Source organism: Candidatus Baltobacteraceae bacterium, from assembly GCA_036489885.1.
In the GTDB taxonomy this organism is placed as follows: domain Bacteria; phylum Vulcanimicrobiota; class Vulcanimicrobiia; order Vulcanimicrobiales; family Vulcanimicrobiaceae; genus JAFAMS01.
Genome location: DASXEW010000003.1, coordinates 643,665 through 666,799, shown reverse-complemented (window position 1 = coordinate 666,799; position 23,135 = coordinate 643,665). Strand labels below are relative to the sequence as shown.

20 protein-coding genes are annotated in these 23,135 nt (G+C 61.6%); 14 read left to right on the top strand and 6 right to left on the bottom strand.

Annotation, left to right across the window (positions count from 1 at the left end; translation table 11 throughout):
• Nucleotides 1-9: 9 nt before the first annotated feature.
• The 6 genes from VGG22_09165 to dnaA all read right to left on the bottom strand — a co-directional run bounded on the left by VGG22_09165 (nt 10) and on the right by dnaA (nt 11,903).
• Complete coding sequence (locus tag VGG22_09165; protein ID HEY1728528.1) at nt 10-5,229, bottom strand: translocation/assembly module TamB domain-containing protein; 5,220 nt, start codon at nt 5,227-5,229, stop codon at nt 10-12.
• Between the two features lie 72 nt (nt 5,230-5,301).
• Nucleotides 5,302-7,209 carry a DNA topoisomerase (ATP-hydrolyzing) subunit B gene (gene gyrB, locus VGG22_09160; protein ID HEY1728527.1) on the bottom strand — a complete coding sequence of 636 codons (1,908 nt, stop codon included), beginning with the start codon at nt 7,207-7,209 and terminating at the stop codon, nt 5,302-5,304.
• Nucleotides 7,209-8,060 (bottom strand): DUF721 domain-containing protein, encoded by an 852-nt coding sequence (locus tag VGG22_09155; protein HEY1728526.1) that lies wholly within the window; start codon nt 8,058-8,060, stop codon nt 7,209-7,211. The genes gyrB and VGG22_09155 overlap by 1 nt, the downstream gene beginning before the upstream one ends.
• Nucleotides 8,054-9,157, bottom strand: coding sequence for a DNA replication/repair protein RecF (recF, locus tag VGG22_09150; GenBank protein HEY1728525.1), 1,104 nt, complete (start codon nt 9,155-9,157; stop codon nt 8,054-8,056). Before recF ends, VGG22_09155 begins: the two co-directional genes overlap by 7 nt.
• A 1-nt stretch (nt 9,158) precedes the next feature.
• A complete protein-coding gene (gene dnaN, locus VGG22_09145) occupies nt 9,159-10,277 on the bottom strand; it encodes a DNA polymerase III subunit beta (GenBank protein ID HEY1728524.1) in 1,119 nt (372 codons plus the stop codon).
• A 249-nt stretch (nt 10,278-10,526) separates the two neighbouring features.
• A complete protein-coding gene (dnaA, locus tag VGG22_09140) occupies nt 10,527-11,903 on the bottom strand; it encodes a chromosomal replication initiator protein DnaA (GenBank protein ID HEY1728523.1) in 1,377 nt (458 codons plus the stop codon).
• A 416-nt stretch (nt 11,904-12,319) separates the two neighbouring features.
• Between dnaA and rpmH the strand changes: the two genes are divergently transcribed.
• Genes rpmH through VGG22_09070 form a run of 14 tightly spaced genes read left to right on the top strand, consistent with a single transcriptional unit; the run spans nt 12,320 to nt 23,125 of the window.
• Entirely contained in the window at nt 12,320-12,454 is a 135-nt protein-coding gene (gene rpmH, locus VGG22_09135) for a 50S ribosomal protein L34 (protein HEY1728522.1), read from the top strand.
• A gap of 14 nt (nt 12,455-12,468) precedes the next feature.
• Nucleotides 12,469-12,771, top strand: coding sequence for a ribonuclease P protein component (rnpA, locus tag VGG22_09130; protein ID HEY1728521.1), 303 nt, complete (start codon nt 12,469-12,471; stop codon nt 12,769-12,771).
• Nucleotides 12,768-12,977: a membrane protein insertion efficiency factor YidD gene (gene yidD, locus VGG22_09125; protein HEY1728520.1), complete on the top strand. Its 210-nt coding sequence runs from the start codon at nt 12,768-12,770 to the stop codon at nt 12,975-12,977. Before rnpA ends, yidD begins: the two co-directional genes overlap by 4 nt.
• Nucleotides 12,978-12,997: 20 nt before the next feature.
• On the top strand, nt 12,998-13,837 hold the full coding sequence (locus VGG22_09120; GenBank protein ID HEY1728519.1) for a YidC/Oxa1 family membrane protein insertase: 840 nt from the start codon (nt 12,998-13,000) through the stop codon (nt 13,835-13,837).
• An 8-nt stretch (nt 13,838-13,845) separates the two neighbouring features.
• Nucleotides 13,846-14,460: a R3H domain-containing nucleic acid-binding protein gene (locus tag VGG22_09115; protein ID HEY1728518.1), complete on the top strand. Its 615-nt coding sequence runs from the start codon at nt 13,846-13,848 to the stop codon at nt 14,458-14,460.
• Nucleotides 14,412-15,800 carry a tRNA uridine-5-carboxymethylaminomethyl(34) synthesis GTPase MnmE gene (gene mnmE, locus VGG22_09110; GenBank protein ID HEY1728517.1) on the top strand — a complete coding sequence of 463 codons (1,389 nt, stop codon included), beginning with the start codon at nt 14,412-14,414 and terminating at the stop codon, nt 15,798-15,800. The genes VGG22_09115 and mnmE overlap by 49 nt, the downstream gene beginning before the upstream one ends.
• Nucleotides 15,801-15,814: 14 nt before the next feature.
• Nucleotides 15,815-16,303: a hypothetical protein gene (locus VGG22_09105; protein ID HEY1728516.1), complete on the top strand. Its 489-nt coding sequence runs from the start codon at nt 15,815-15,817 to the stop codon at nt 16,301-16,303.
• Nucleotides 16,300-16,758, top strand: coding sequence for a hypothetical protein (locus VGG22_09100; GenBank protein ID HEY1728515.1), 459 nt, complete (start codon nt 16,300-16,302; stop codon nt 16,756-16,758). The genes VGG22_09105 and VGG22_09100 overlap by 4 nt, the downstream gene beginning before the upstream one ends.
• Entirely contained in the window at nt 16,739-18,592 is a 1,854-nt protein-coding gene (gene mnmG, locus VGG22_09095) for a tRNA uridine-5-carboxymethylaminomethyl(34) synthesis enzyme MnmG (protein ID HEY1728514.1), read from the top strand. The genes VGG22_09100 and mnmG overlap by 20 nt, the downstream gene beginning before the upstream one ends.
• Complete coding sequence (gene rsmG / locus VGG22_09090) at nt 18,589-19,266, top strand: 16S rRNA (guanine(527)-N(7))-methyltransferase RsmG (GenBank protein ID HEY1728513.1); 678 nt, start codon at nt 18,589-18,591, stop codon at nt 19,264-19,266. The genes mnmG and rsmG overlap by 4 nt, the downstream gene beginning before the upstream one ends.
• Nucleotides 19,263-20,636: an HD domain-containing protein gene (locus VGG22_09085; protein ID HEY1728512.1), complete on the top strand. Its 1,374-nt coding sequence runs from the start codon at nt 19,263-19,265 to the stop codon at nt 20,634-20,636. The genes rsmG and VGG22_09085 overlap by 4 nt, the downstream gene beginning before the upstream one ends.
• Before the next feature lie 58 nt (nt 20,637-20,694).
• Entirely contained in the window at nt 20,695-21,465 is a 771-nt protein-coding gene (locus VGG22_09080; GenBank protein ID HEY1728511.1) for an AAA family ATPase, read from the top strand.
• Complete coding sequence (locus VGG22_09075; protein HEY1728510.1) at nt 21,465-22,310, top strand: ParB/RepB/Spo0J family partition protein; 846 nt, start codon at nt 21,465-21,467, stop codon at nt 22,308-22,310. Before VGG22_09080 ends, VGG22_09075 begins: the two co-directional genes overlap by 1 nt.
• The gene (locus tag VGG22_09070; protein ID HEY1728509.1) at nt 22,307-23,125 is read left to right on the top strand and encodes a hypothetical protein; all 819 of its coding nucleotides are present in this window, start codon (nt 22,307-22,309) and stop codon (nt 23,123-23,125) included. The genes VGG22_09075 and VGG22_09070 overlap by 4 nt, the downstream gene beginning before the upstream one ends.
• Nucleotides 23,126-23,135 lie beyond the last annotated feature (10 nt).

Sequence of the window (23,135 nt, the reverse complement as noted above, 5' to 3'; positions counted from 1 at the left end):
CGGATCATTTCAGTGGGAACGACGCTGGATATTCACGGTGAAGCCGTATGTCCCCCCAACGTCTGCGGCCGATCCTAGCAGAGGGTTTGCGCTAAGATACGAGTCCGGCTTTACCTCGCCGAACGCATATAGTCCCTGCTGCGAGAAAGCGGTGAACACCACCGACGTCTCAGGTGTCGGGCGCGATTCTAATCCGAATGTCATGCGATACGGATACTGCAATGACGTGCCGTAAAGCGCCGAAATATTGTTCCCGAGCAGACGACGCGCCTGAACGCCGACGCTTCCCGTCGGTGCGACGTTAATGGAAAGATCAGAGAGGCCGAACGCGGAGCCGAGGCCCTGTTCGATCGGCGCCAGCAGGCGCGCAGTGAATTGTGCGTTGATCAAGGTTGAAGCTTCCTGAGAGAGCGCGAACGTTCCGCCGGGTGTTTGTTCAAATGCGTTTGGCGGCAAGAGAATATTTGTCGTCGGCGCAAATGCATTGAGCGATCCTACTGATGCGCCGAGTGCGGTTGCATTGAAGAGCAATCCGACGATTGTGCCCTCGTCGTAGGGCGGATTCGAGGCGTACGAGAGTTTGATGTCCGGAATCAAACCCTGCGCGGTAACGGTAACGTCGATCGGTTGAAAGCCGCCGACCGGCTGTATCTGCGTCGTTGCCCGCGCGTAGAGAGCGGGCGCAATACCGTTTGTGGGCGAGAAACGGACGGATGCCTCCTGCAACTTGAAGGCCCGGTTCAGGAAGAGCGAGCCTCCGGGCGTCGCGTCGAGCTCGCCGGCCATGGTCGGATCGCCGAGGCGCCCGGCGATCTGCACCGCGCCCTTGCCCCCGATATCAAGGATCGGCGAGCGGATTCGCACGTGGTCGCCGGCCTCGAGTCGCAGATTCAGGCCAAGATCGCCCAGCCAGTCCGGGACCGAGAGAGCCGCCAGGATGGACTGAGGACTGGCGGCGGCGGGCTTCGCGGTGGGGCTGATCAGCGTGAATGCCCCGTTCGCGGGAGCCGCGGCACCGGCGCGCAAAAAGTCGTTCAGAGGGATCGAGGCGTCCGAAATCCGCACGTCGCCGGTCAGCGCTCCGCCATGGGTCGGACCTCTCTCGAGCGCGACGGATCCGTCAGCACGGAACGATCCGTACCGCGGGAAAGCCATGCGGATGGCGTTCGCGATGAAGGACACCGAATAGTGGGGCGGGCCGCTCACGCTCGGCAGCTCGAGAGACCCGGTGCCGCTCAGGGTCCCGCCGCCGATCGAGGCTACGAAGCGTGAGAGCGTCGCCGACGTTTCATTGAAGGCCAGCGCGGCGTCGACGCCTTTGATCGGCATCGTCTCAATCGGTCCGCTGTAGCCGCCGCCGCTCAGCTGCATGGCGCCCGAGAGGCGCGGCGCACTGACGGTGCCCCGTACCTTAACGTCGCCGTCCAGGACGCCCTCGAGCTTTGTGCGCGGCGGGCCGAGGATCGCGAATTGATCCATCCCGATGCCGTCAAATGCGAGATCGAAGGACAGCGGAAGCGTCGGCGGGATCCCGTTTGGTCCGGCAATCAGCGGCGCGCCGCCACTAAGCGAGATCTTACCGGACGGCAGATTCACGGTCGTGTCGCGCAGCGAAACCCGCTCACGGTCGATCACTGCCGTGCCGCTGATACTCGGAATCTGCAAGCGCGAAATGCGAAGCGGAGCGATCGTCAACGTAGCCTGCGCGTTCGGATTTGCCGGTGTTCCGCGCAGCGCGACGTGAACGTCGCCGACACCGTCCAAGTCATACGGTTTACCGGTCAATCGGGCGATCACATCGCCTAAGCTCGCGGCGTGCGCATCCAGGTCGAGCGAGAGCGGATCCTGCGAACGAAATCCGATCGAACCTTTACCGTGCAACTCGATGCCCGCTAGTGAAATGTCTGCCGAGCGAATCTCCGTGCGCATCGCCTGACCGGGGCCGCCTTGCGCGGCGGCAGAGATGCGGATTCGATCGATCGGCACGCGACCGATGCGCGCATCGTCCATCTCGCCGTCGAGATCGAGCGCGAGCGCCGGGTAGCGTCCGCGTATCGCGCCGGATGCATTCACGTGGCCGAAGACCGGCGGCGTGTAACCGGCCGCGGGAAGCCAAACGTCCAAGTCGATGTTGCGCGCCGTCCCGTGGATGTCGACGCTCGTTGCGCTTGCAATATTCGCGAGCTTGGTTGCCTTCGGCACGACGATACTGCCGCCGGCGTCCAGCGAGCCGCCGAGGCCGGCGACGTGCACGTTCCCCGCGATGTCCCCGTTGACGCCGCTCCAGGTTGCTTTTGTATCGCCGAACGGAAACGCGAGATAATGAAAGTCACGAAGATCGACGTTGCCGTCGCTGGCTACGATATCTTTATTGCGCGCGAAATGCGCGTGCACGCTGCCGCGTCCGGAGAATGTGCCCGCGCGTGGAAAGAAATCGTTGAAGTCCGCGAGATCGGCATCGTCGGAATCGATGCGTGCGCCAAGACCGCTTCCGGAAAAGACGCCGAAGTTCGCTCGCGTCGAACCGACTCTCACCTTGCCGTCGGCTTTGATCGCGTCGCCTCGAACGTCGACGAGCGCGCGCATGTCTTCAAACGCGAGGCCGTTGAGCGAGCCGATCGGGATCTGCATAGCACCGCTCACCGTCGGCGAGTTGCCCGAGCCGCGCAGCTGAACGTCGCCCGTGGCGAAACCCTGCAGATAGGGAACGGGGAACCGGAACTCGTGTGCAAGCGTGCCGAGATCTGCGTAACCCAAGTTCGCATGCACGTCGTAGTGCGGAAGCGATCCAAGATCGCTGATGCGACCGTCGACGAATGTCAGCGCGTGCGCGAGCGCGACCGAACCTGAAGTGATGGCGAGTGAGTTGTCGAAAAGCGCAATGTTGGCGCTGCCGTTGATGCGGCGTCCGAGCACGCGTCCATCGTCGAGTGCAAGGCTCCCGTCAAACGCTAGAGTGTCCTCGTGCGGCCCCGTCAACTTCAACTCGCCCGTCCCGATGATCACGCCGCGCGATACCGGCAAGCCCGCGGAGCGTAAGTTACTTGCGCTGAGGCCTGCGGTGGCGAGCGCAATGCCGTCGCGGCTGTTTCCGCGCGCGACGGCCCGCCCGCCGGCGACGTCGGCGGCAGCGGCGTACACGACGATACCGGACGGTTTGACCGCAAACGTTCCTTCAATGCGCTGCATCGGCACGCCATGAATGCGGCCGTTTTGCAATCCCACGCCCGGCGTCTGAACCAGCGTGTTGGTTCCATCCGACAACACCGCGACCGGTCCGTGCACGCCGCCGAAGGCGCCGAGATTACCGGTCCAGCGCTGCATTCCCTGAAGCGTTCCGTCTAAATTACCCGCAAACGCGAATCCCGGTGACCGCAATGCACCGCGTCCGACGAAATGTCCGAACTCACCGTACGCGTCGATGCCTCCGAGCGCGAGACGATCGATCGGTCCGCCGAACTCGGCGCGCGCTCGTGCAATTGGAACGCCTTGAAAGTTCGCGTGCATCGCAAGGCCTTTGCCGATCAAGATCACGTGTCCATTAACATCGACGCCCGCAACTTGTCCGTCGAAGAGTCCGGTGATCGGCGGAAAGCCCGGCAGCTCGACCCCTTCGAGCGCGGCCGCCGGAATTGCCGGGTAGATGCGCAGACCGGCTGCGTTCAACCATAGCGCGCTCGAGCCGTGCTCGCGGTCCATCATGAACGCACCGTCGACGCCGCCTTGGGCCTGCCGCACGTGAAAGGCCGACAGCTCTCCCACGCCTTGCGGGTTGAGCGAAAAGGTACCGCTGACGTTTTCACCTGGGCCGGTTGCGTTCAAAACCGCGTGCGTATCGAGAAGCAGGTTGAGTCCCGCGCCGGTGATCGTGACGTGGGTACGCGCCCGCGGCGCGATGCGATCGAGATACGGCATGCGGCCGGGCGGTGCATCGGCGCTCAGCGCCAGCTCGGAATCGACGTCTTTCCCTCCGACAAGAAAACGCCCGGCGACACGCGTTTGAACATCACCCACACGTGCGCGCACGTTCCCCGCGAAAACCATCCCGCGGTGATAGGCGATCGTCGCGCGAAAATTGCGCACGGGGATCGCTTTGTAGTAGACCTGCTTGGCCGTTGCGTCGGCGAGAATCAACGGATCGCCGATCTCACCCTCGAGCATGCACGCGGCGGCGAGTTGGCCCGAGAGCGGCTCGGTGCGCAAGAAGTTGAAGTCGCGGTGCAAGATGCGCAGGTCTTCGTGCGTGAGCACCGCCAATCGGAATTTCGGCACCGAGAAATCATACATTCCGCCTGCGAGCACGAGCGGCGTTGCACCGATGCGTCCGGTCATCTTCGGTGAGACGATCGTGTCGTCGTCGAACAACAGCCCACCATGCAGATCCTCCACGGTCTGCGTCAGCACGTCGAGCTTCACGCCGATACCGGTCAGACGCGCGCCACCGGCGAGATGGTACGCGAACGGAACGTTCGGGCGCACGTTGAGCGCATAGACGCGAAGGTCGAGATTGCGGAGATCGCCGCGTTGAATCAACGCGACGCCGGAGTTGATCAAGAAGTTTCCGAGGCCGCGAATCGGGATGTCCGCCGCGCGCACGCGCTGCATCGCATAGCCGCGGTCGACGTCGATCGTCGCTTGAGCGTGCACGGGGTAAGTATGACCTTCGACTGCGAGCGCTCCGTCGACGCGATAGCGCGTCAGTGCGCCGGAATCGACGCGCGCCCAAAAATTAATGTTCTGCACTTGTAGATGGTGCGCCGACGGATCGAGGTTGTTGTCGTCGATCATATCGATGCTTCCGTTTGTTGCACGCGCCAGCATGATGAGCGGCACTGCGGGACCACCGGGTTGCGTCTGCGAGTGAGGGAGCGAGATGTTGAACGAGCCATCCGTCCTGCGAATGACGTAGAGGCGTGGCCGTTGCAAGGCAACGCCGGTCAGACCATAACGGCGTTTGCCTCCGGGCAAGAGATCACGAAGAACATAACCGACGTCGACGAGGTCGACGTCCAGAACACGATCGCTGCGGCGCGAGAGATGCACGTCGTGCAAGATGAGGTGACCGCCGGCAGCATGTAAGCTTCCGATCCGCAAATGGTAACCAGTCGCGAGCGCCACGCCGCCTTCGAGCGCGGCGCGCAGCAATGTGAAACGTGCAAACCAGCCAGTAGTCGCGAGTAGCACGATCGCCGCCACCCATATTGCGGCTTTGCGCCAGCGGTTGCGCATGCTGCTGCTCTTCAGCAGCGAGCCCCGAAAGACTTTGAAAGCCCTGGGAAAACGCTGAGATTCTAAGGGAATTTACAGATCGAGGTTGGTGACGTTGCGCGCGTTCTCTTGAATGAAAATCTTGCGCGGTTCGACCTTGTCGCCCATCAACGTGACGAACGTTCGTTCTACTTCTTCTTCGTCGCCGTCGTAATCGCCGAGCTTCACTTGAAGCAAGCGGCGGTGCTGCGGTTCCATCGTGGTCTCGGCGAGCTGATCGGCGTCCATCTCACCCAAGCCCTTGTACTGTTGTACGCTGTAATCAGAGGACTCGTTCTTTGCGAAGAACGCTTTGAGCTCGGCCTCATCGAACAAGTAGGTCGTCGTCTTACCTTTTTTTAGGCCATAGAGCGGCGGTTGAGCGATGTAGACGCGCCCATCTTTGATCAACCCCTTCATTTCTCGATAGAAGAACGTGAGCAAGAGCGTCCGGATGTGCGAACCATCGACGTCCGCGTCCGTCATGATGATGATCTTGTGATAGCGCACCTTCTCCGCATTGAATTCGTCGCCGAATCCGGTGCCGAGCGCCGTGATCATCGTGCGAATTTCTTCGTTCGAGAGCACCTTGTCGAGACGCGCTTTCTCGACGTTCAGAATTTTGCCGCGTAGCGGCAGAATCGCTTGCGTGTTCGGATCGCGTCCGCCTTTGGCGGTACCGCCGGCCGAGTCACCCTCAACCAGAAAGATCTCACTGTCGGACGGATCGTTACTCTTGCAATCGACTAGCTTGCCGGGAAGTCCCGAACCTTCGAGCGCGTTCTTGCGGCGCGTGAGATCTCGGGCTTTCTTCGCGGCTTCCCGCGCTCGCGAAGCCTGCATGCACTTCTCGACGATCGCGCGCGCATATTTTGGATTCTCTTCGAAGAAGAAATCAAGACGCTCGCTGACGAGACCGGATACGATCGAACGCACGGGGGCGTTGCCGAGCTTCGTCTTGGTCTGACCCTCGAATTGCGGCTCTTGCAGCTTGACCGAGACGATCGCGCTCAAGCCTTCCATGCAATCGTCGGTTGAGAGAGCGTTCTCGTTCTCTTTGAGCATCCCGCGCTTGCGCGCGTAGCCGTTGACCGCGCTGGTTACCGCAGTCCGGAAACCGGTGAGATGCATGCCGCCTTCGGTCGTGTTGATGTTATTCGCGAACGAAAGCACGAGATCGGTGTACGCATCGACGTATTGCATTGCGACTTCGACCAGCACGCCGTCGCGTTCGCCGTGCGTCGCGATAACCGGATGCAGTGCGTCTTTGTTTTCGTTCAAGTACTCGACGAAGCTGACGATGCCGCCGGCATAGTGATACTCGCGGACTTTCGGCGGATCGACGCGTTCGTCACGCAGCTCGATCTTCAGGCCCTGATTGAGAAATGCCAGCTCGCGCATGCGTCGCTGCAGAATGTCGGTTGAAAATACGGTCGTATCGAAGACTTCGGGATCGGGTATGAACCATTGAATCGTCCCAGTGCCCTGTGCCGGACCGACTTTCTTGAGCTTGCGGACGACCTCGCCGCGCTCGAAGCGGATTTCGTACAAGATGCCGTCGCGTTTGACACGCGTCACCATCTCTTTGGAAAGCGCGTTGACGACGGAGACGCCGACGCCGTGCAAGCCGCCCGAAACCTTATAGCCGCCTTTGCCGAATTTCGCGCCGGCGTGCAGCATCGTCATCGCAACTTCGACTGCGGGCTTGTGCTCTTCGGCGTGGATGTCGACTGGAATGCCGCGCCCGTTGTCTTCGACCAGGCATGAGCCGTCTTTACCGAGGACGATGTTGATCTCGGTTGCAAAACCGGCCATGGCTTCGTCGATCGCGTTGTCGACCACTTCGTAGACGAGCTGGTGCAACCCGCGATCTGATGTGTTCCCGATGTACATGCCGGGGCGTTTACGGACGGCTTCCAGGCCGCGTAAAACTTGGATATCTTCTGCGCTATATTCTTGCACTATTTATTATGGTGTTTCTCGTAAAGAAGATCGTAAACGTCACCGAGCTCGTTGCGCGCAATGAGGGGCGTTATACGATCCGGTTCCCATCCTGTCTTGAGCAGCAGATAGGAGCTTGCTATCTGGCGTTCGAGACCGTCCGGGGAAACTGTTGCCGTTTTGCGGACACGCTCCAGCGCTTCCCACCAGCGTGCGAGCAGGGCAGTTTTGTTCATCTCGTACTCGTCTTGTGAGAGTCCCTCGACCAGCGACGAGATGCCTTTAAAACCCAGCCACGGCACATCAAACATGAGCCGCTGCACGCGAGCAGACCGCCGCGAGATTTCCGCCGTCGTGCATGATGCACATCGGTTTCCTTCCGGCAGCATAACGCCGCACTTGGAACATTGATTCCACCCGTCTGCACGCTTTGCATCCCGGCCCCGGTCGACGCGCTCGCGGAATCGCGAGAATGCTTCTTCGGCGGTTGACGTTGCAGTCGCAGCAGACACGCTCGGCGCTCGTGATTCGAGAGCTTTGCCGTGTCCGTTCGAAACGATGCCGAGGGGACCGCGCCGAACGCGCCCGATCCGGAAACGCAATCGCTCGATCCCATCGACGCCGGCGTCGCTCAGCGCACAAACTATATGACCCGAAAGCAACGACAACTGGTTGCTCCACGCGCTCGAACTGGTCATCACGACGAGGGCGTCGCCCTTGCGTTCGAGCGGAACCGTGTGCTTCGCGACGTCTTCGCCGACGATCGTAGGCCACAGCGAGAGAATCGCACCGAGCGCGTGCTCGCCCGGTGTCTTTGGGCGACCTGATCCCGGCGTCCATGCGCCGACGGCGCGCGACAGCGGGGTTAGCATTGCACGACGCTCGCAGCTTCGATCCGCCACGTCGTTGCACCGGAGGCCGTACGCTCGGGCAGATGCGTCGCGGACACGAAGACTTGTTCGAGGCCTTCCAAACCGGCAAGGAAAGCCGCAGACCGCTGGGTGTCGAGCTCGGAGAGAACGTCGTCGAGCAAGAGAACCGGCGCTTCACCCGCGATATCGCGCAAGACCGCGTATTCACCCAGTTTGAGCGCCAGAACGGCGGTACGCTGTTGCCCCTGCGAGCCGAAACGCGCGAGTGCTTCGCCGTCCAGTAAGAGCTCGATCTCGTCGCGGTGCGGGCCCACAAGACTTCTTCTTCGAGAAAGCTCGGCCGGACGCTGCTCGCGGAGCCGCGTCTCGAACGCGTTGCGAACGCCGTCAGACGTCGGCGTATCGACGCTCACGTCCGGGACATAACGCAGCGCAAAGCGTTCACTCGGAATCCAGTGCCCGTAGACGCTCGCCGCGGCCTCACCGAGCGCAACCAAGTAATGACGCCGCGCCAAGACGATCTCGGTCCCGCTGTCGCCCATCACCCCGTCGTAAATTGCCAACAACTCCGAATCGGCACCCGGGCCGGCCGCACGCAAGAGCGCATTTTTTTGCAGTATTGCTTTGCGGTAGCGTGCGAGCGCGTGATAGTAGCGGCGATCGGCTTGCGAGAGTGCTTCGTTCAGCATTGCACGACGCTGTGATGGCGCACCGGAAACGAGACCGAGATCGGAGGGAACGAACGCGACGACTTTGACGCTGCCGAGAAACCGGGCGTATCGGACACTTTCGCCGTTGAGCGTGTAGGTTTTTCGCGTGCCGCCCGCGCTTGCGGCAATCGTGCACGCGAGATTCAGCTTGCCGGCGGCGACGCGAGCAGCTCCGACGACGCTGCCGAGTGCTTGACCGAAACGGATGAGTTCGCTTTCCCGCGCAGTCCGAAAAGACTTCCCCGTTGCGAGCATCGCGATCGATTCGAGCAGATTACTCTTGCCTTGCGCGTTCGTGCCGACGAGCAAATTTAGACCCGGCGCCGGCGTCCATTCCAGCGACGCGTAGTTGCGCAGGTTCGCGAGAGCGAGGTGCTCGAGCTGCAGCTTATTGCCGCAGAGGCATCAAGACGTACAGGAGCATGCTACCCGAGACCGGTTCCAGCGGACGGATCGCTGCCGGTGAGAGCGGCCCCAAGAACTCCATGACTGATTGCGGCGAGTCGACGTGGGTCAGTATCTCGACCAGGTACCGTGCATTGAACGCAATCGTGAGATCCTCGCCGGTTTGCTCGACCTCGAGCTCCTCGAAAGCGTTGCCTGCGACATCGGAATTGGCGGTGATGATTAGGTTCTGATTGGTCACCTGCATCTTCACCATGCTGGCGCGGTCGCCCGCGACGAGCTCGGCGCGACGGAGGGCTCCGATGAGGGCGCTCGTGTTGACGGTCGTCGAGCGGTCGAACTTGGCCGGGATTACTTGCTGGTAGTTCGGATACTGTCCGTCGACGAGCCGAACGACGATCGTGACTTCGCCCGCAGTGAGCGAGAGCTGATTCCCCTGCGTGCCCAACGCCGTGAGCGTGACGCTTTCGGCACTGCCGAGATTGCGCGCGGCTTCGGCAAGCGCACGTGATGGTACGATGAATTTGAGCGCAGTTCCCTTGTGCGGTTCCTCAAGGGTCGTCTGCCACTTCGCGAGACGGTAACCGTCGGTCGCGACCATCGTGAGGGCCGAGCCTTCGAGCTCCAGCAGCGTCCCCATTAAAACGGCGCCGCGTGCTTCCTCGCTGGATGCCGCGAAGATCGTCGAGCTGACGCCTTCCCGGAATCGTTTGGCAGGAAGCGTGAACGTCGCGCCTTTTTGGGAGGGCGGCAACGGGGGGTACTCGTCCGCAGGCAGAGCGTGAAAATCGTAATTCGAACGCTCTACCTTGACGCTTGCGCGCGTTGGTGAGCCGCTCAGTTCCAGCATCCCCGCCGGCAGATTACCGAGGTAACCGCTGAAGAGCTTGGCCGGAATCGTTACCGCGCCGGCCTCTTGCACTTCGGCCGGAAATGCGTGCTCGAGCGTGAGCTCGAGATCGGTGGCCCGTACCCGAATCTGCCCTTCGTCGCTGGTCAGCAAGACGTTCGAGAGTATCGGCACCGTCGTATGCGCGTTCACGATCTTGCTCGCCGCGCCGACCGCGGAGGCGATGTCCTTAGTGCTACAAGTAAACTTCACTATCCACCGTCAGCGCGTCTTACGTTTATTATAGTAGATATATATAAGAGTCGAAGTATCAGCAGTAATACGGTGAAACCGGTGGAGAACGCCGCCGCGCTTGTAAGAATGCGGGTTTGCGTGCGCGGATGGTTGTGGACGAGGAAGCCCGAGCCTCCACAGTTTCAACGTTGTTACGTGCGCGAAAGTGTTATCCACCCCGAATGGCCCACCCTGTGTAGGCAACGGTGGATGTAAAAAGGGACCCTTTTACTCGCTTTGGACCAGCGCCATCAGGCTGCGAACCTTGTTGCGATAGACCTCGTCCCGCTGCATGAGCTCTTTGACCTTGTCGCGGGCGTACATGATCGTGGTGTGATCTTTCTTACCGAACTCGCGGGCGATGTGCGGCAGACTGCAATCGGTAAGCTCGCAGGCGAGATACATCGCGATCTGACGGGGAACCGTAAGGCGTTGGTCGCGCCGCTGGTTGTCCATCTCCTTGACGGTCAGCCCGTGTGCGCGTGCAACACGTTCCTTGATCAAGCTGATCGTTATCCGGCGCAGCGGTGCCTGTGCGATCTGATTCTTAAGGACTTCAGACGCCAAGTCGACCGTGATCGGCGATTTCGTGAGCGACGCAAAGGCAACGACGCGGATCAGCGCACCTTCGAGCTCGCGGATGTTCGACGGAATCACTTTCGCGATGAACATCGAGACCTCATTAGGGACAGGCACTTTTTCGCTCTCGGCTTTCTTGCGTAAGATCGCTTCGCGCGTCTCGAGATCCGGAGGCTGGATGTCGGTAAGCAGTCCCCATTCGAAACGTGAACGCAGCCGGCTCTCGAGCGTTTGAATCTCTTTGGGCGGGCGATCGCTCGAGATCACGAGCTGACGTAAGGCTTCGTGCAACGAGTTGAACGTGTGAAAGAACTCCTCTTGGGTTTGTTCTTTGCCTTCCAGAAATTGAATGTCGTCGATCAAGAGCACGTCGACGTGACGATAACGGTTCCGGAACTCGACCGTCTGATTGTTTTTGATCGCGATGATGAACTCGTTGGTGAACTTCTCGCTCGAAACGTACACGACGTTCGCATTCGGATTTGCGAGAAGAACGCGATGCCCGATTGCGTGCATGAGATGCGTCTTGCCGAGGCCAACGCCGCCATATAAAAAGAGCGGATTGTAGGCACGCGCCGGAGATTCGGCAACGGCTTGCGCCGCGGCGTGCGCAAAGCGGTTGCTATTTCCGACCACGAATTCTTCGAACGTATAGCGCGGATTGAGGTTTCCCGGCCGGATTTCGTCGGGTCCGGGGGCTCGCGGCGTCGCAACGGCGGGGACGGCAGGCGCCTGTGGTTGCTCCTGCGGTTCCGGCTCGTTTGCGACCACGAATTTCACCTCAATCTCATAGCCCAGCAAATCACGTAATGCCTCAACGATCGGCGCGCGCAGACGCCCTTCGACCCAATCGCGTGCAAACGGCGTCGCGACCGCCAGCGTAATCTCGCTCCCGGTGATATGCATCGGGCGCATCGGGCGCAGCCACGTCTCGTAGACCGGCTTGGAATATCTCGGCTCCAGCGCCGAAAGCACCGAAGACCAGAGCTCGGCACCGGTGATGCCGCGATCGACGAGTGAACTCATCCGAAATATCTCAACCGCCGTTTTGAAATGGTGCATCCGTGCTGCCGGCAATGCGAAGAGGTCAATCCACTAAATTAGGCCGCTCGGAGTAGGCGGTAGCGTTAGCGGCCCTAGGAGTGACTCCTGCGCAAAAACGGGAAAATCTTATCCACTTATCCACAGCCTTAATCTGCGCGAAATTCCCTTATAATTCGGGCTTTTTTGCAAGTTGTGGACGCCATGTCCGGGTGGCCCGATGGGGCGAAAATCCTCGCTCTCGCGGGGCTTTGCGGGAAATGCGCGCCCACGTTCTCCACAGCGTTGTCCACAGGTGTGGACAGGCGGCGAAAAGCTCTCATTTCCGGGCCGGAACTTGACCGGGGCGACGCTCGGCCGGTATAATCGCACGCTGTTGTCCCCCAACCCGAGGAGTGATCGTGAAGCGGACGTTCCAGCCCCACAATCGGCGGCGCAAGCGAGTACACGGCTTCTTGTCTCGCATGGCGACCAAGAACGGCCGGCGCGTTATCGCTGCCCGCCGGAAAAAAGGCCGCAAGCGCCTCTCCGCCTAGGCTTATACGAGAGCCTGCGCGGTAGTGAGTTCGCCCGTCTTCGGCGGCGCGGACGCCGTGCGCAAGGTACCCACGTGACCGTCGTAGCTGCGCCGAGCCCCCCAGGCGAACGGGCGCGGCTGGCCGTCGTCACGACCAAAGGCTTCGCCAATGCCGTTGAGCGCAATCGCGCCCGGCGCCGGCTTCGGGCGGCTTTCGCCGGACTCGAGGAGCCGCCCACGGGACTCGATCTGATCCTCACCGCGCGAATCTCGGCGCGGTCTATAGCGTATACGTTGTTGTGCGAGGATCTGCGCGCGACGCTCGGACGGCTGTGAAATCGGCGGTCTTGCTGCTCTTACGAGGCTATAAGACGGTCGTTTCGCCGTTCTTGCCGGGCGCGTGCCGCTACTTTCCGAGTTGCTCGCAGTACGCGTATGAGGCTATAGAGAAGCACGGCGTGTTGCGGGGAACGCGCCTCGCCGCGCTGCGACTCCTCCGCTGTCATCCCGGACACCCCGGCGGGGTCGATCCCGTTCCCTAGCCCCACCGAAAGGCCGTTTGTTGCTGCTCTTGCTGGCGTTTGCAAATCCGCTCGATCCGATTGTGAACGCCCTCTCGGATGTTCTCATTTACCTCAACGGGACGACGCACAGCTTGGGCTGGAGCCTGGTCATCTTCGCGTTGCTGGTCAAACTCGTATTGTGGCCGCTATCGCAGATGCAGTTCAAGTCGATGGCCGAGATGCAGAAAATTGCGCCGCAAGTAAAAAAACTGCAAGCGCAATTTAAAGGCGATCCGCAGAAGATGAACACGGAAGTAATGGCGCTGTACAAAGAACACGGCGTCAATCCGATGGCCGGTTGCTTGCCGCTGCTCATTCAGCTGCCGATTCTGTTTAGTTTGTATCGGGCGATCAACGCGTTGCACGATCAGTTTGCGCAACAAGGCTGGTTGTGGATCGGAACCCCGATCTCGCACGCGTATCCGAAAATCCTCGGCACGAGCTTGGCTGCGCCCGACATGATTTTGCTTGCGCTGTATGTCGTTTCAATGTATTTCAGCGTACGCTACGGGACGGCGCCGGCCGCCGATCCGGCTCAAGCGCAACAGCAAAAGATCATGGCGTTCGTTTCACCTGTCATCATCGCTTGGGTCGGACGCACATGGTACTCGGCGCTGATTCTGTATTGGTTCTTCTTCAATGCGTTTTCGATGGGACAATCGTTCTATCTCCTGCGCAAATACGGCATGTACAGTCGTGCGGCGGCATCAGCCGCGGGTGCGGACGGTAGTGCAAAAGATGTAACCCCTGGTGAGGGTGCGAGCCGCCCCAACGGGAAGCTGACCGGCTCAAAAAGCGAAAGCGCGACCGCTCCTCGCAAGAAGCGCTCGCGGCGTTAAGGACAAGAATGGACGAAGATCTGCAAGACGATTCCAATCGCGAAGAAGCCCCTGGGGCACGGCCGTACGGCCGGCGCCATCGTGGCCGCCGCCCCCATGGACCCCGCGAGAACAACGGGGATGCCCCACGCCCGGCGGCGCCGCCCCAGCGTGACCAAGCCGTCCCCGAGCCCGAGGAAGTCAAGCCTGCGCGGGTGCTGCTCGAGCAGATTCTCGAGAAGATGGGGATCGAGAGCGCTGAGGTCGCGTACATCCCACGGACCGAGGGCGAATATCTCGAAGTGCGCGGCGCCGACCTCGCAAATCTGATCGGCCGCCACGGCAACACGCTCGAAGCGCTGAACCTCATCTTCAACAACATTTTGAACGTGGGCGTGCGTAACGCGCGGCACTACTACACGATCGATGCCGAGGGCTATCGCGCGCGTCGTGCCGATCAGCTCAAGACGATTGCGTTGCAGACGCTCGAGCGCACGATTCGCGAAAAGCGTCCGATCAAGTTGGAGCCGATGCTCCCGTCCGAGCGAAAGATCATCCATCTTGCGCTTGCGGATAGTCCGTTTGTGCAAACGGAATCCGAGGGCGTCGAACCGGAACGGCGGGTCGTCGTCTCTCCCAAATAGAGACGATTGCTGCGATCGCGACGCCGCCGGGGCGCGGCGCGGTCGCGATCATTCGCATCAGCGGCGAAGGGACCCGTGATATTGCCGCGCGTGTTTTTCGTTCGGAACAAGAACTCCAAGCGCGCCTTGCGACGCTCGGTGATATTCTCGATGAACGCGGTTCGCCGCTCGATCGAGGTCTGGCACTCTTCTTTCCGGCGCCGCATTCGTATACGGGCGAGGACGTGCTCGAGCTACACGTGCACGGTTCACCGGTCGTTGCGCGTGAGACGTTAACGTCGGTGCTCGCGTGCGGTGCGCGCCTTGCCACCCCGGGTGAATTCACGCGCCGCGCATTCTTGCGCGGCAAAATCGATTTGTCGGCGGCCGAAGCCGTTGCAGACTTGATCGAAGCAGAGACACGCGGTGCTGCGCGCGCCGCACGTGCGCAGCTTGCGGGCGGCTTGCAAACCGAGGTGGCATCGGTACGTGCGCATGTTGGAACGATATTGGAAGAGCTTGCGGCGACGCTCGACTTTCCGGATGAAGTCATCGAGCCGCCCCGCGAGCGGCTCCGCGGCGAGATCGAAGGTATTTGGGGTCATCTCTATGCGATGGCACGCAGCTGGGAGATCGGGCGGCTCGTGCGCGAGGGTCCGAGCGTCGCGATCGTCGGGCCGCCGAACGCCGGTAAATCGTCGCTCCTCAATGCGATGCTCGGCGATGAGCGTGCGCTCGTCTCGGAGCAGGCCGGAACGACGCGCGATACGATCGAGGAGTCCTTCGGCCTGGATGGCCTTCGCGTTCGCTTGATCGACACGGCCGGGATTCGCGAGCATGCCGATCAGCTCGAAGCAGCCGGAATCGCTCGCACCGAGCGGGCCTTGCAAGACGCGCGCCTCGCGCTGGTGGTTGTCGACGGTTCGCGGCGGCTTGAGGCCGGCGAGCTCGTGCTGCTGGGACGGACACGCGGCCGGCGGCGGATCGTCATCTTCAACAAGCGCGACGCCGGTACAGCCGGATATGACGCGCGCGAACCCGAGGAAGATGACGCCTTGCTGGTTAGCGTGCTCGATCCCGGCGACGTTGCCCGCATTCGCGAAGCGATCCGGCGCGCGTTCGACGTTGAAGACGTCGATTTGGAACGCCCGCATCTTGCGACCGCACGTCAGGCCGATTGTGCACTCGCAGCGCAACGCGCTTTGATGAGCGCCGTGCAGACACTCGAGGCCGGCGAACCGATCGACCTGATCACACCGGATCTCGTCGAAGCCTACGGTGCGCTCGGTGAATTGACCGGCGACGCCGTCACCGAAGCGATTCTGGATGGGATCTTCGCGCGCTTTTGCATCGGCAAATAGACTGGAGATAGCACGTGGAACATAGCAGCGGCGCGACCAGCGCTCTCATTTATTTTCTGGTCATCGGCGCGGTCGTGTACTTCCGCTTGCTGCGGCCGGTACGGTTGCGTGCATCGCGATTATGGACCGGCCCGCTGTTGCTCGTGTTCTTCACGGCATTCTTGGTGTGGGAATCGTTTGAAGGGCACGTCTCGATTCCGATCATCATCGGCGCGGTCGTGCTCGGATTCGTCCTCGGGTTTCCGCTCGGACTGTTGCGCGGGAAGCATACGAAAGTGCAGCCCACGGGCGAACGTGGCGTACTGATCGTGCAGCCTGCGCTCATCCCGCTTGCGATCTGGGGCATCGCGTTCGTCGCGCGTTTCGCGGTGCGCTATTTCTTGCCGCATGCGGGCTCCGTAGCGCTCGCGTCGACCGACGGTTTGATCGCGTTCGCACTCGGCTCGATCGTCGGCGCGCGCTTCGTGATCGCGCAACGCTTCCGCGAGCTGGCCGCCGGATGAACGAACGCGTCCTCTACGAACATCGGCAAACGGGTTGGCTGACGGTGATCGTGCTGTTCGCGATCGCGGTCTTGATTTGCATTGCCGCCGCCATCTCGGCGCCCTCGGAACGGACGCTCTCGTACAGTCTCGTGCCGATTTTGCTTGTCGTGGCCGCGCTTTTTTCGACGTTGACCGTGCGCGTTACCGAACGCCACATGATGTGGTTTTTCGGCGTGCCAGGCATCGGCCGCAGCGTTCCGATAAGCCAGATCACGTCGATCCGTGCGATCAAGACGAACATTTTGGAAGGTTGGGGCATTCATCTAACCTGGCACGGATGGGTTTGGAACGTCTCCGGCTTCAACGCCGTGCAAATCACGTTACACAGCGGCACGCGCTTTGCTGTCGGTACGCCCGAGCCACAGGCTGTCATCGATGCGGTACAATCCGCAGGTGGCGGTACACGATCGTAGCGGCGTAATCGTCGTTGGCGGCGGGCATGCAGGGCTGGAGGCAGCTCTTGCAAGCGCTCGCCTTGGCGTCGAAACGCTTCTCATCACCGGCGATCCCTCGAAGATCTGCACGCTGCCGTGCAATCCGAGCGTGGGTGGAAGTGCAAAGGGCCAGCTCGTTCGGGAGATCGACGCGCTAGGCGGCGAGATGGGGGTCCAGATCGACGCAACCTCGCTGCACGTTCGTTGGCTGAACGAGAGCAAAGGCGCCGCGGTCCGCGCGCTGCGAGCACAAGCCGACAAACCCGCCTATGCGCGCCGCGCGCGCGAGCATCTCCAGCAGCAGCCGAATTTAACGATCGTCCCCGCGATGGTCGAAGGCGTAGTCACCGAGGGCGATCGGGTCACGGGTGTCCGGACCACAGACGGCCGGATACTCCGCGCCGGGGCCGTCGTGCTCGCGACCGGGACGTTCCTAGGCGGCAAGACGTTCCGCGGCGAGGACGTGAAGGCCGAGGGGCGCTTCGGGGAAGAGCCCGCAATCGGGCTTTCGGCGAGTTTGGCGGCGCTCGGATTTCCGCTGCGGCGCCTTAAGACCGGGACGCCGCCGCGCATCGACAAGACGACCGTCGATACGGCCGCAATGACGGCGCAGGAGCCGAGTGCGGTCCCGCTGCCGTTCAGCTATCGCAGCGAACCGAAATTCGCCGGTCCGCAGCTGCCATGTTGGATCACGACGACGAACGAGACGACGCACGCGCTGGTGCGCGAAAATCTGCATCGTTCGCCGCTGTATGGTTTGGATTTGATCCGCGGAATTGGGCCGCGCTATTGTCCGTCGATTGAAGACAAAGTCATTAAATTCGCGCAGAATCCGTCGCACCAGATCTTCATCGAACCCGAAGGTTGGGACGAACCGACGTACTACGTCGGCGGTTTTTCGACGTCGCTTCCGGCCGACGTACAAATCGAAATGCTGCACACCTTGCCGGGACTCGAAGATTGCGTGATGCTGCGCGGCGGTTATGCCGTCGAATATGATTTCGTGCAGCCGACCGAGTTGCTCGCGTCGCTCGAGACGCGCCGCATCAGCGGCCTCTTCCATTGCGGACAGCTCAACGGCACGTCGGGCTACGAAGAGGCCGCCGCACAAGGCCTGATCGCCGGCATCAATGCGGCGCGGAGCGTGCGCGGAGAAGCGCCCGTCATCTTGACGCGCACCGATTCGTACATCGGAACGATGATCGACGATCTGACGACCAAGGGCGTGGATGAACCCTATCGGATGCTCACGTCACGCGCGGAGCACCGCGTCCTTTTACGGCACGACAACGCCGATCTGCGGCTTACACCGCGTGGCCGCGAGATCGGTCTCATCGACGATGTCACGTGGGAATCGTTCGTGTCGCGGCGCGACCGGCTCGAAACAACGATCGCGCGTGCGGAGCGCACCCGCCTCGAAACGGATCGCATCGGCGAGGCGAGCTTCGAACGCGGAGCGACGCTCGCGGATGCATTGCGCCGTCCCGAGATCGAGGCGGCCGACATCGCACCGTTCTTGGGCGCAGATGACGTCGTGGAACGTGCCGCAATCGAGATCAAGCTGGCCGGATACGTGCGGCGTCAAGAGCTTGCGATCGAACGCGCCCAGCGCACGCACGGCGATCCGATTCCCGGTGATTTCATCTACGATTCGATTCGCGCTCTTTCACACGAGGCACGCGAAAAACTCATACGCCATAAGCCCGAAACGCTCGGCGCCGCGGCGCGCATCCCCGGCGTAACGCCGGCCGACGTTGCGATTCTTTCGCTGTTCGTTCACCGTCACCGGAAGGAACACGCCGCGGCTCCGTGAGTGACGTAGCAAGCGCGCTCGCGCGTCACGGCGCACCGCCGGAAGCGCTCGAGCGGCTGGCGCGTTACGGCGAGCTTCTCCTTGAGCGCAACCGGGAATTCAATCTCACCGGCGCGCGCAACGCGAACGCCGTCGCAGAACACATCGCCGATGCGCTGACGCTTCTTCCGTTTATCGCGGCGGACGGCGAGCTGATCGACGTCGGGTCCGGCGGCGGCCTTCCCGGGATCCCGCTTGCGATCGTGAGTGGAATTTCGCTATGCGCGATCGACGCGACCGCCAAGAAAGTCGCGTTCATCTCGGATGCAATGGTGCAACTTGAAATCAGCGGCGAAGCAATCGCCGCACGTGCGGAAAATCTCGCACAGGAACAGCGTTTTCGCGAAAAATTCATGTACGCTACGGCGCGCGCGCTGGCTTCGGCAGCCGCCGTCGTGGAGTTGACGTTGCCGTTTCTTGCAATCCGCGGACGCGCACTGTTGCAGCGTGGAACGCTCTCCGATTCGGAGCGCAGCGCGGCGCGGGAAGTTGCGCTTGCTTTAGGAGGCGAGATAAGCGACGAGTTGCCGCTCGAAGGGGAACGTCGTATTCTGGTTGTCACCAAGCGATTTCCAACCCCGCTGCGCTTTCCGCGCCGCGTCGGGATCGCGCAACGCCGGCCTTTATCTTCGTGAAGAACGCTCTCGACGACTCACTCGCAGCCTGGCTCCCGCCGGGCTCGCTGTATTCGGTCGGGGGTCGCGTCCGCGATGAGCTGCGCGCCGAGATCGAGGGCATCCCGGACCGGTCGAAAGACTTCGACTACATTGTCGTGGGAGTGCCGCAGGACGAACTGATTGCGCGCCTGGCGGAGCACGGCAAGGTCGATCTCGTCGGCGCAGCCTTCTCCGTCATCAAATTCTCGTCGGATCGAGGGAACGCCGACCTAGCGCTTCCGCGGCGCGAGGTCTCGACGGGAAGCGGACATCGTGATTTCAAGGTCGTGTCCTTGCCGGAAATTTCGCTCGAAGACGATCTGGCGCGACGTGATTTCCGCATAAATATGGTGGCGCGCGCGCTGCCGGGAGGCGAGCTCGTCGATCCGTACGGCGGCGCCGAGGACATCCGCGCCCGCCGCATCGACATCGTCCGCGACGAGACGTTTGAGGAAGATCCGCTGCGGATGTTCCGGGCGGCGCAATTTGCAGCGCGATTCCGCTACGCACTATCCCCCGCCGCGATCAAGGCAATGCGCGCTTCGGCGCATCTGGCCGGGTCGGTCTCGGCCGAGCGCATCTCGGATGAGCTCCTTAAACTGCTCGGCGCCGAGCGTCCATCGATCGGCTTAGCCCTGCTGGCAGAGACGGGGGTTCTGGAACACGTATGGCCGGAGCTGCTCGAAGGCGATGGGGTCATGCAGAACCGCTGGCATCGCTTTGACGTCTGGCGCCACTCGCTCGCGACGCTCGACGCCGTCCCCCCGGGTGATCCGGTCCTGCGTCTTGCAGCACTGCTGCACGACGTCGCAAAGCCACGGACCAAAGACGGGCCGCACTTCTATCGCCACGAGATGACGGGCGAGGACATGAGCCGTGCGATGCTCGAGCGGCTCCGCTTTCCGGCGCAAACGACGGAAACGGTCGCGACCCTTGTCCGTCACCACATGTATGTCGCCGACCCGGGTCTGTCGCCTGCGACGGTCCGGCGATTCATTCGTCGCGTCGGTTCCGATCATTTGGCCGGGCTTTTTGCGTTGCGCCAGGCTGATGTCGTCGGCAGCGGTCTCCCGGATCGAGGCGGGAACGATGTCTTTGAATCGCGAGTTTGGGGCGTCCTCGCGGAGCGGCCGCCCATGACCGTCAAGGACCTTGCGATCTCCGGCAATGACGTGATCGAGGTATTGGTCGCCGAGAACGTGTTGCCGCCGGATTCCGGCGGTGGCCCCGAGGTTGGGGACGTGCTCCAGCGGCTCTTGGAAGCGGTTACGGAATATCCCGAACGTAATAAGCGCGAACTTCTTCTGGATATGGCGCGCAACGCAATCGCTGACATTTTGACGCGCTGAATCCTTGCAGTGTTCCCCGGGGAACATTCGCCCCCGGAACGAACGCCGCCACCGAGGAATGGGTCGCACGGTCGCGGTTGTCAATCAAAAAGGCGGGGTCGGTAAGAGTACCACCGCGGTCAATTTGGGCGCTTGCCTTGCGCTGCTTGGTAAGCGGATTTTACTGGTCGATATCGATCCGCAAGGCAACGCGACGACCGGTCTCGGAATCGACAAACGCGGTATTGAGAATGATTCTTACGCGCTACTGCTCGGCGAGATCAGTGCAGCCTCCGCGATCATCTCGACCGACGTCGAGAACCTCTCGATCATCCCGGCGACCCCGAATTTGGCTGGTGCCGAGGTCGAATTGGTCTCGGCTTTGGCGCGCGAGAACCGGTTACGGCAAGCGCTTGCTGAGGTCGTTGATCAATACGATTACGTTTTTGTCGACTGTCCCCCTTCGCTGGGTCTGCTGACGATCAACGCGCTCGTCGCGGCGGATCAAATGATCATCCCGATTCAAGCCGAGTTCTATGCGCTCGAAGGTCTCTCGCAGCTGACCGCGATCATGCAGCGCGTCAAAGAAGCGCTCAATCCACGTTTGGAGATTCTCGGCGTGCTGGTCACGATGTACGATGGCCGAACGCGGCTCGCCGTCGAAGTCGTCGACGAAGTCGTGCGTTACTTTCCCGATCACGTTTTCAAAACGCAGATTCCGCGCAACATTCGTCTTTCCGAAGCGCCGTCGTTCGGAAAACCCGTCGTGCTCTTCGACGTGCGCAGCCGCGGCGCACAAGCCTATCTCGATCTAGCGCGCGAAGTCGCCGCGCTCGAGACCGTATCGTAATGGCAAAGCGCGGACTTGGCCGCGGACTCGGTGCGCTGCTCGGCGATGCGCAGCCCCTCGCACGCGAAAAACCGCAAGGCGCAAGCGAAATTCCGATCGATGCGATCGTTCCGAATCCGCATCAACCGCGCACCACATTCGAAGCCGACGCGCTCGAAGGATTGCGGAGCTCGATCGCGTCGTTCGGGGTGCTCGTTCCGATTCTGGTGCGGAAGCGCGGCGATCGCTACGAATTGATTGCAGGCGAACGCCGTTGGCGCGCCGCCGCCGCGGCCGGGCTACGCACGATGCCGGCGATCGTTCGGGACGCAGAAGATCAGCAGAGTCTTGAGATTGCGATGGTCGAGAATTTGCAGCGCGAGGATCTGGATGCGCTCGAAGAAGCGATGGGTTATCAGCATCTGATCGACGACTATGGCTTCACGCAAGAGCGTGTCGCCGAACGCGTCGGGCGCGCGCGTCCTTCGGTTGCCAACGCATTGCGCTTGCTGGCGCTCGCCGCACCGATTCAGGCGCTGATCCGCGCCCGGCAGCTCTCGCCGGGCCACGCCAAAGCACTGCTCGCATTCCCCGAGAAAGACCGCGTTGCGATCGCCGAGCGGGCGGCGCGCGAAGGCACCTCGGTTCGCGTTCTCGAGCGCTTGGCGCAGCGGCTTACGATGCCGCCGAAGAAGCCCGCCGCTGCCGGCGTCGACGACCTGAACGACGTCGCCGACCAATTGCGCCACCGCCTGGGCTCGCGCATCACGTTCGTCCGCGCGAAGAAGGGCGGGCGCATCGAGATTCGTTTCACCGACGAATCCGATCTGATTCGAATCGTCGATATTCTCTTAGGCCAGGGATGATCCGCCGCGCGCTCGCGGCGCTACTCGCGATGCTCGCACTGTCTACCCCGGCGGCTTCCGCCGCTGCCCCGAGCGGTCCGGGCGTCGACGTTGCGCTTGCGTATGCGCGCGCTGTGGGCAGCGGCGACTATGGAAAAGCGTATGCGATGCTGACGGTCGGAATGCAGCGCTATTTCGGCAATCTGCGCAACTATCAGTCGGTGTTCACGGCCGAACGCTTCCGGGCCAGCGAGCCGAAAGCGCTACGTGCCGAACGCGCGAAGGATGCGCAGATCGTGACGCTGCGCGAAGCGATCACGTATCTCAATCACGGAACCCAACAGCTCGGGCACGGGCGTCTCCAACTTCGTTATCGTATCGTCCGTGAGAGCAACACCTATCGCGTCGATGACCAGGGTCATCCGTATCGGTCATACGTTCCAGGCAGTAACGTGCTCTTCGGTCGCAGTGGTGCGAAGGTCGTCGTCCGCGAGCTCGCGTTTTACCCGCGCCGCATCGAGCTTGCGTTGACGTTCGAGAACGACGGCAATGCTTTCATCACGTTCTTACCATACGGCCGCACGCTTTTGCGCGATGGTTCCAACGTCTATCATCCGCTCGACACCCGCAATTGGTTGCTGACGGACCGCCAGCTCTTTCTCGGCTTACGTTTGGCGCCGAACGCACGTTACACGGGTCAAATCGACTTTCTTACACCCGGCCGGCTCGACGATCGCGCGCGTACCTACGATCTCACGATTGCCCCTGCGTTGCCTGAGGGCGCAGACCAACCAGTTGAATTCGTCATGCCGCCGATTACTGTGCCCGCTCCCTAAAGGAACCATT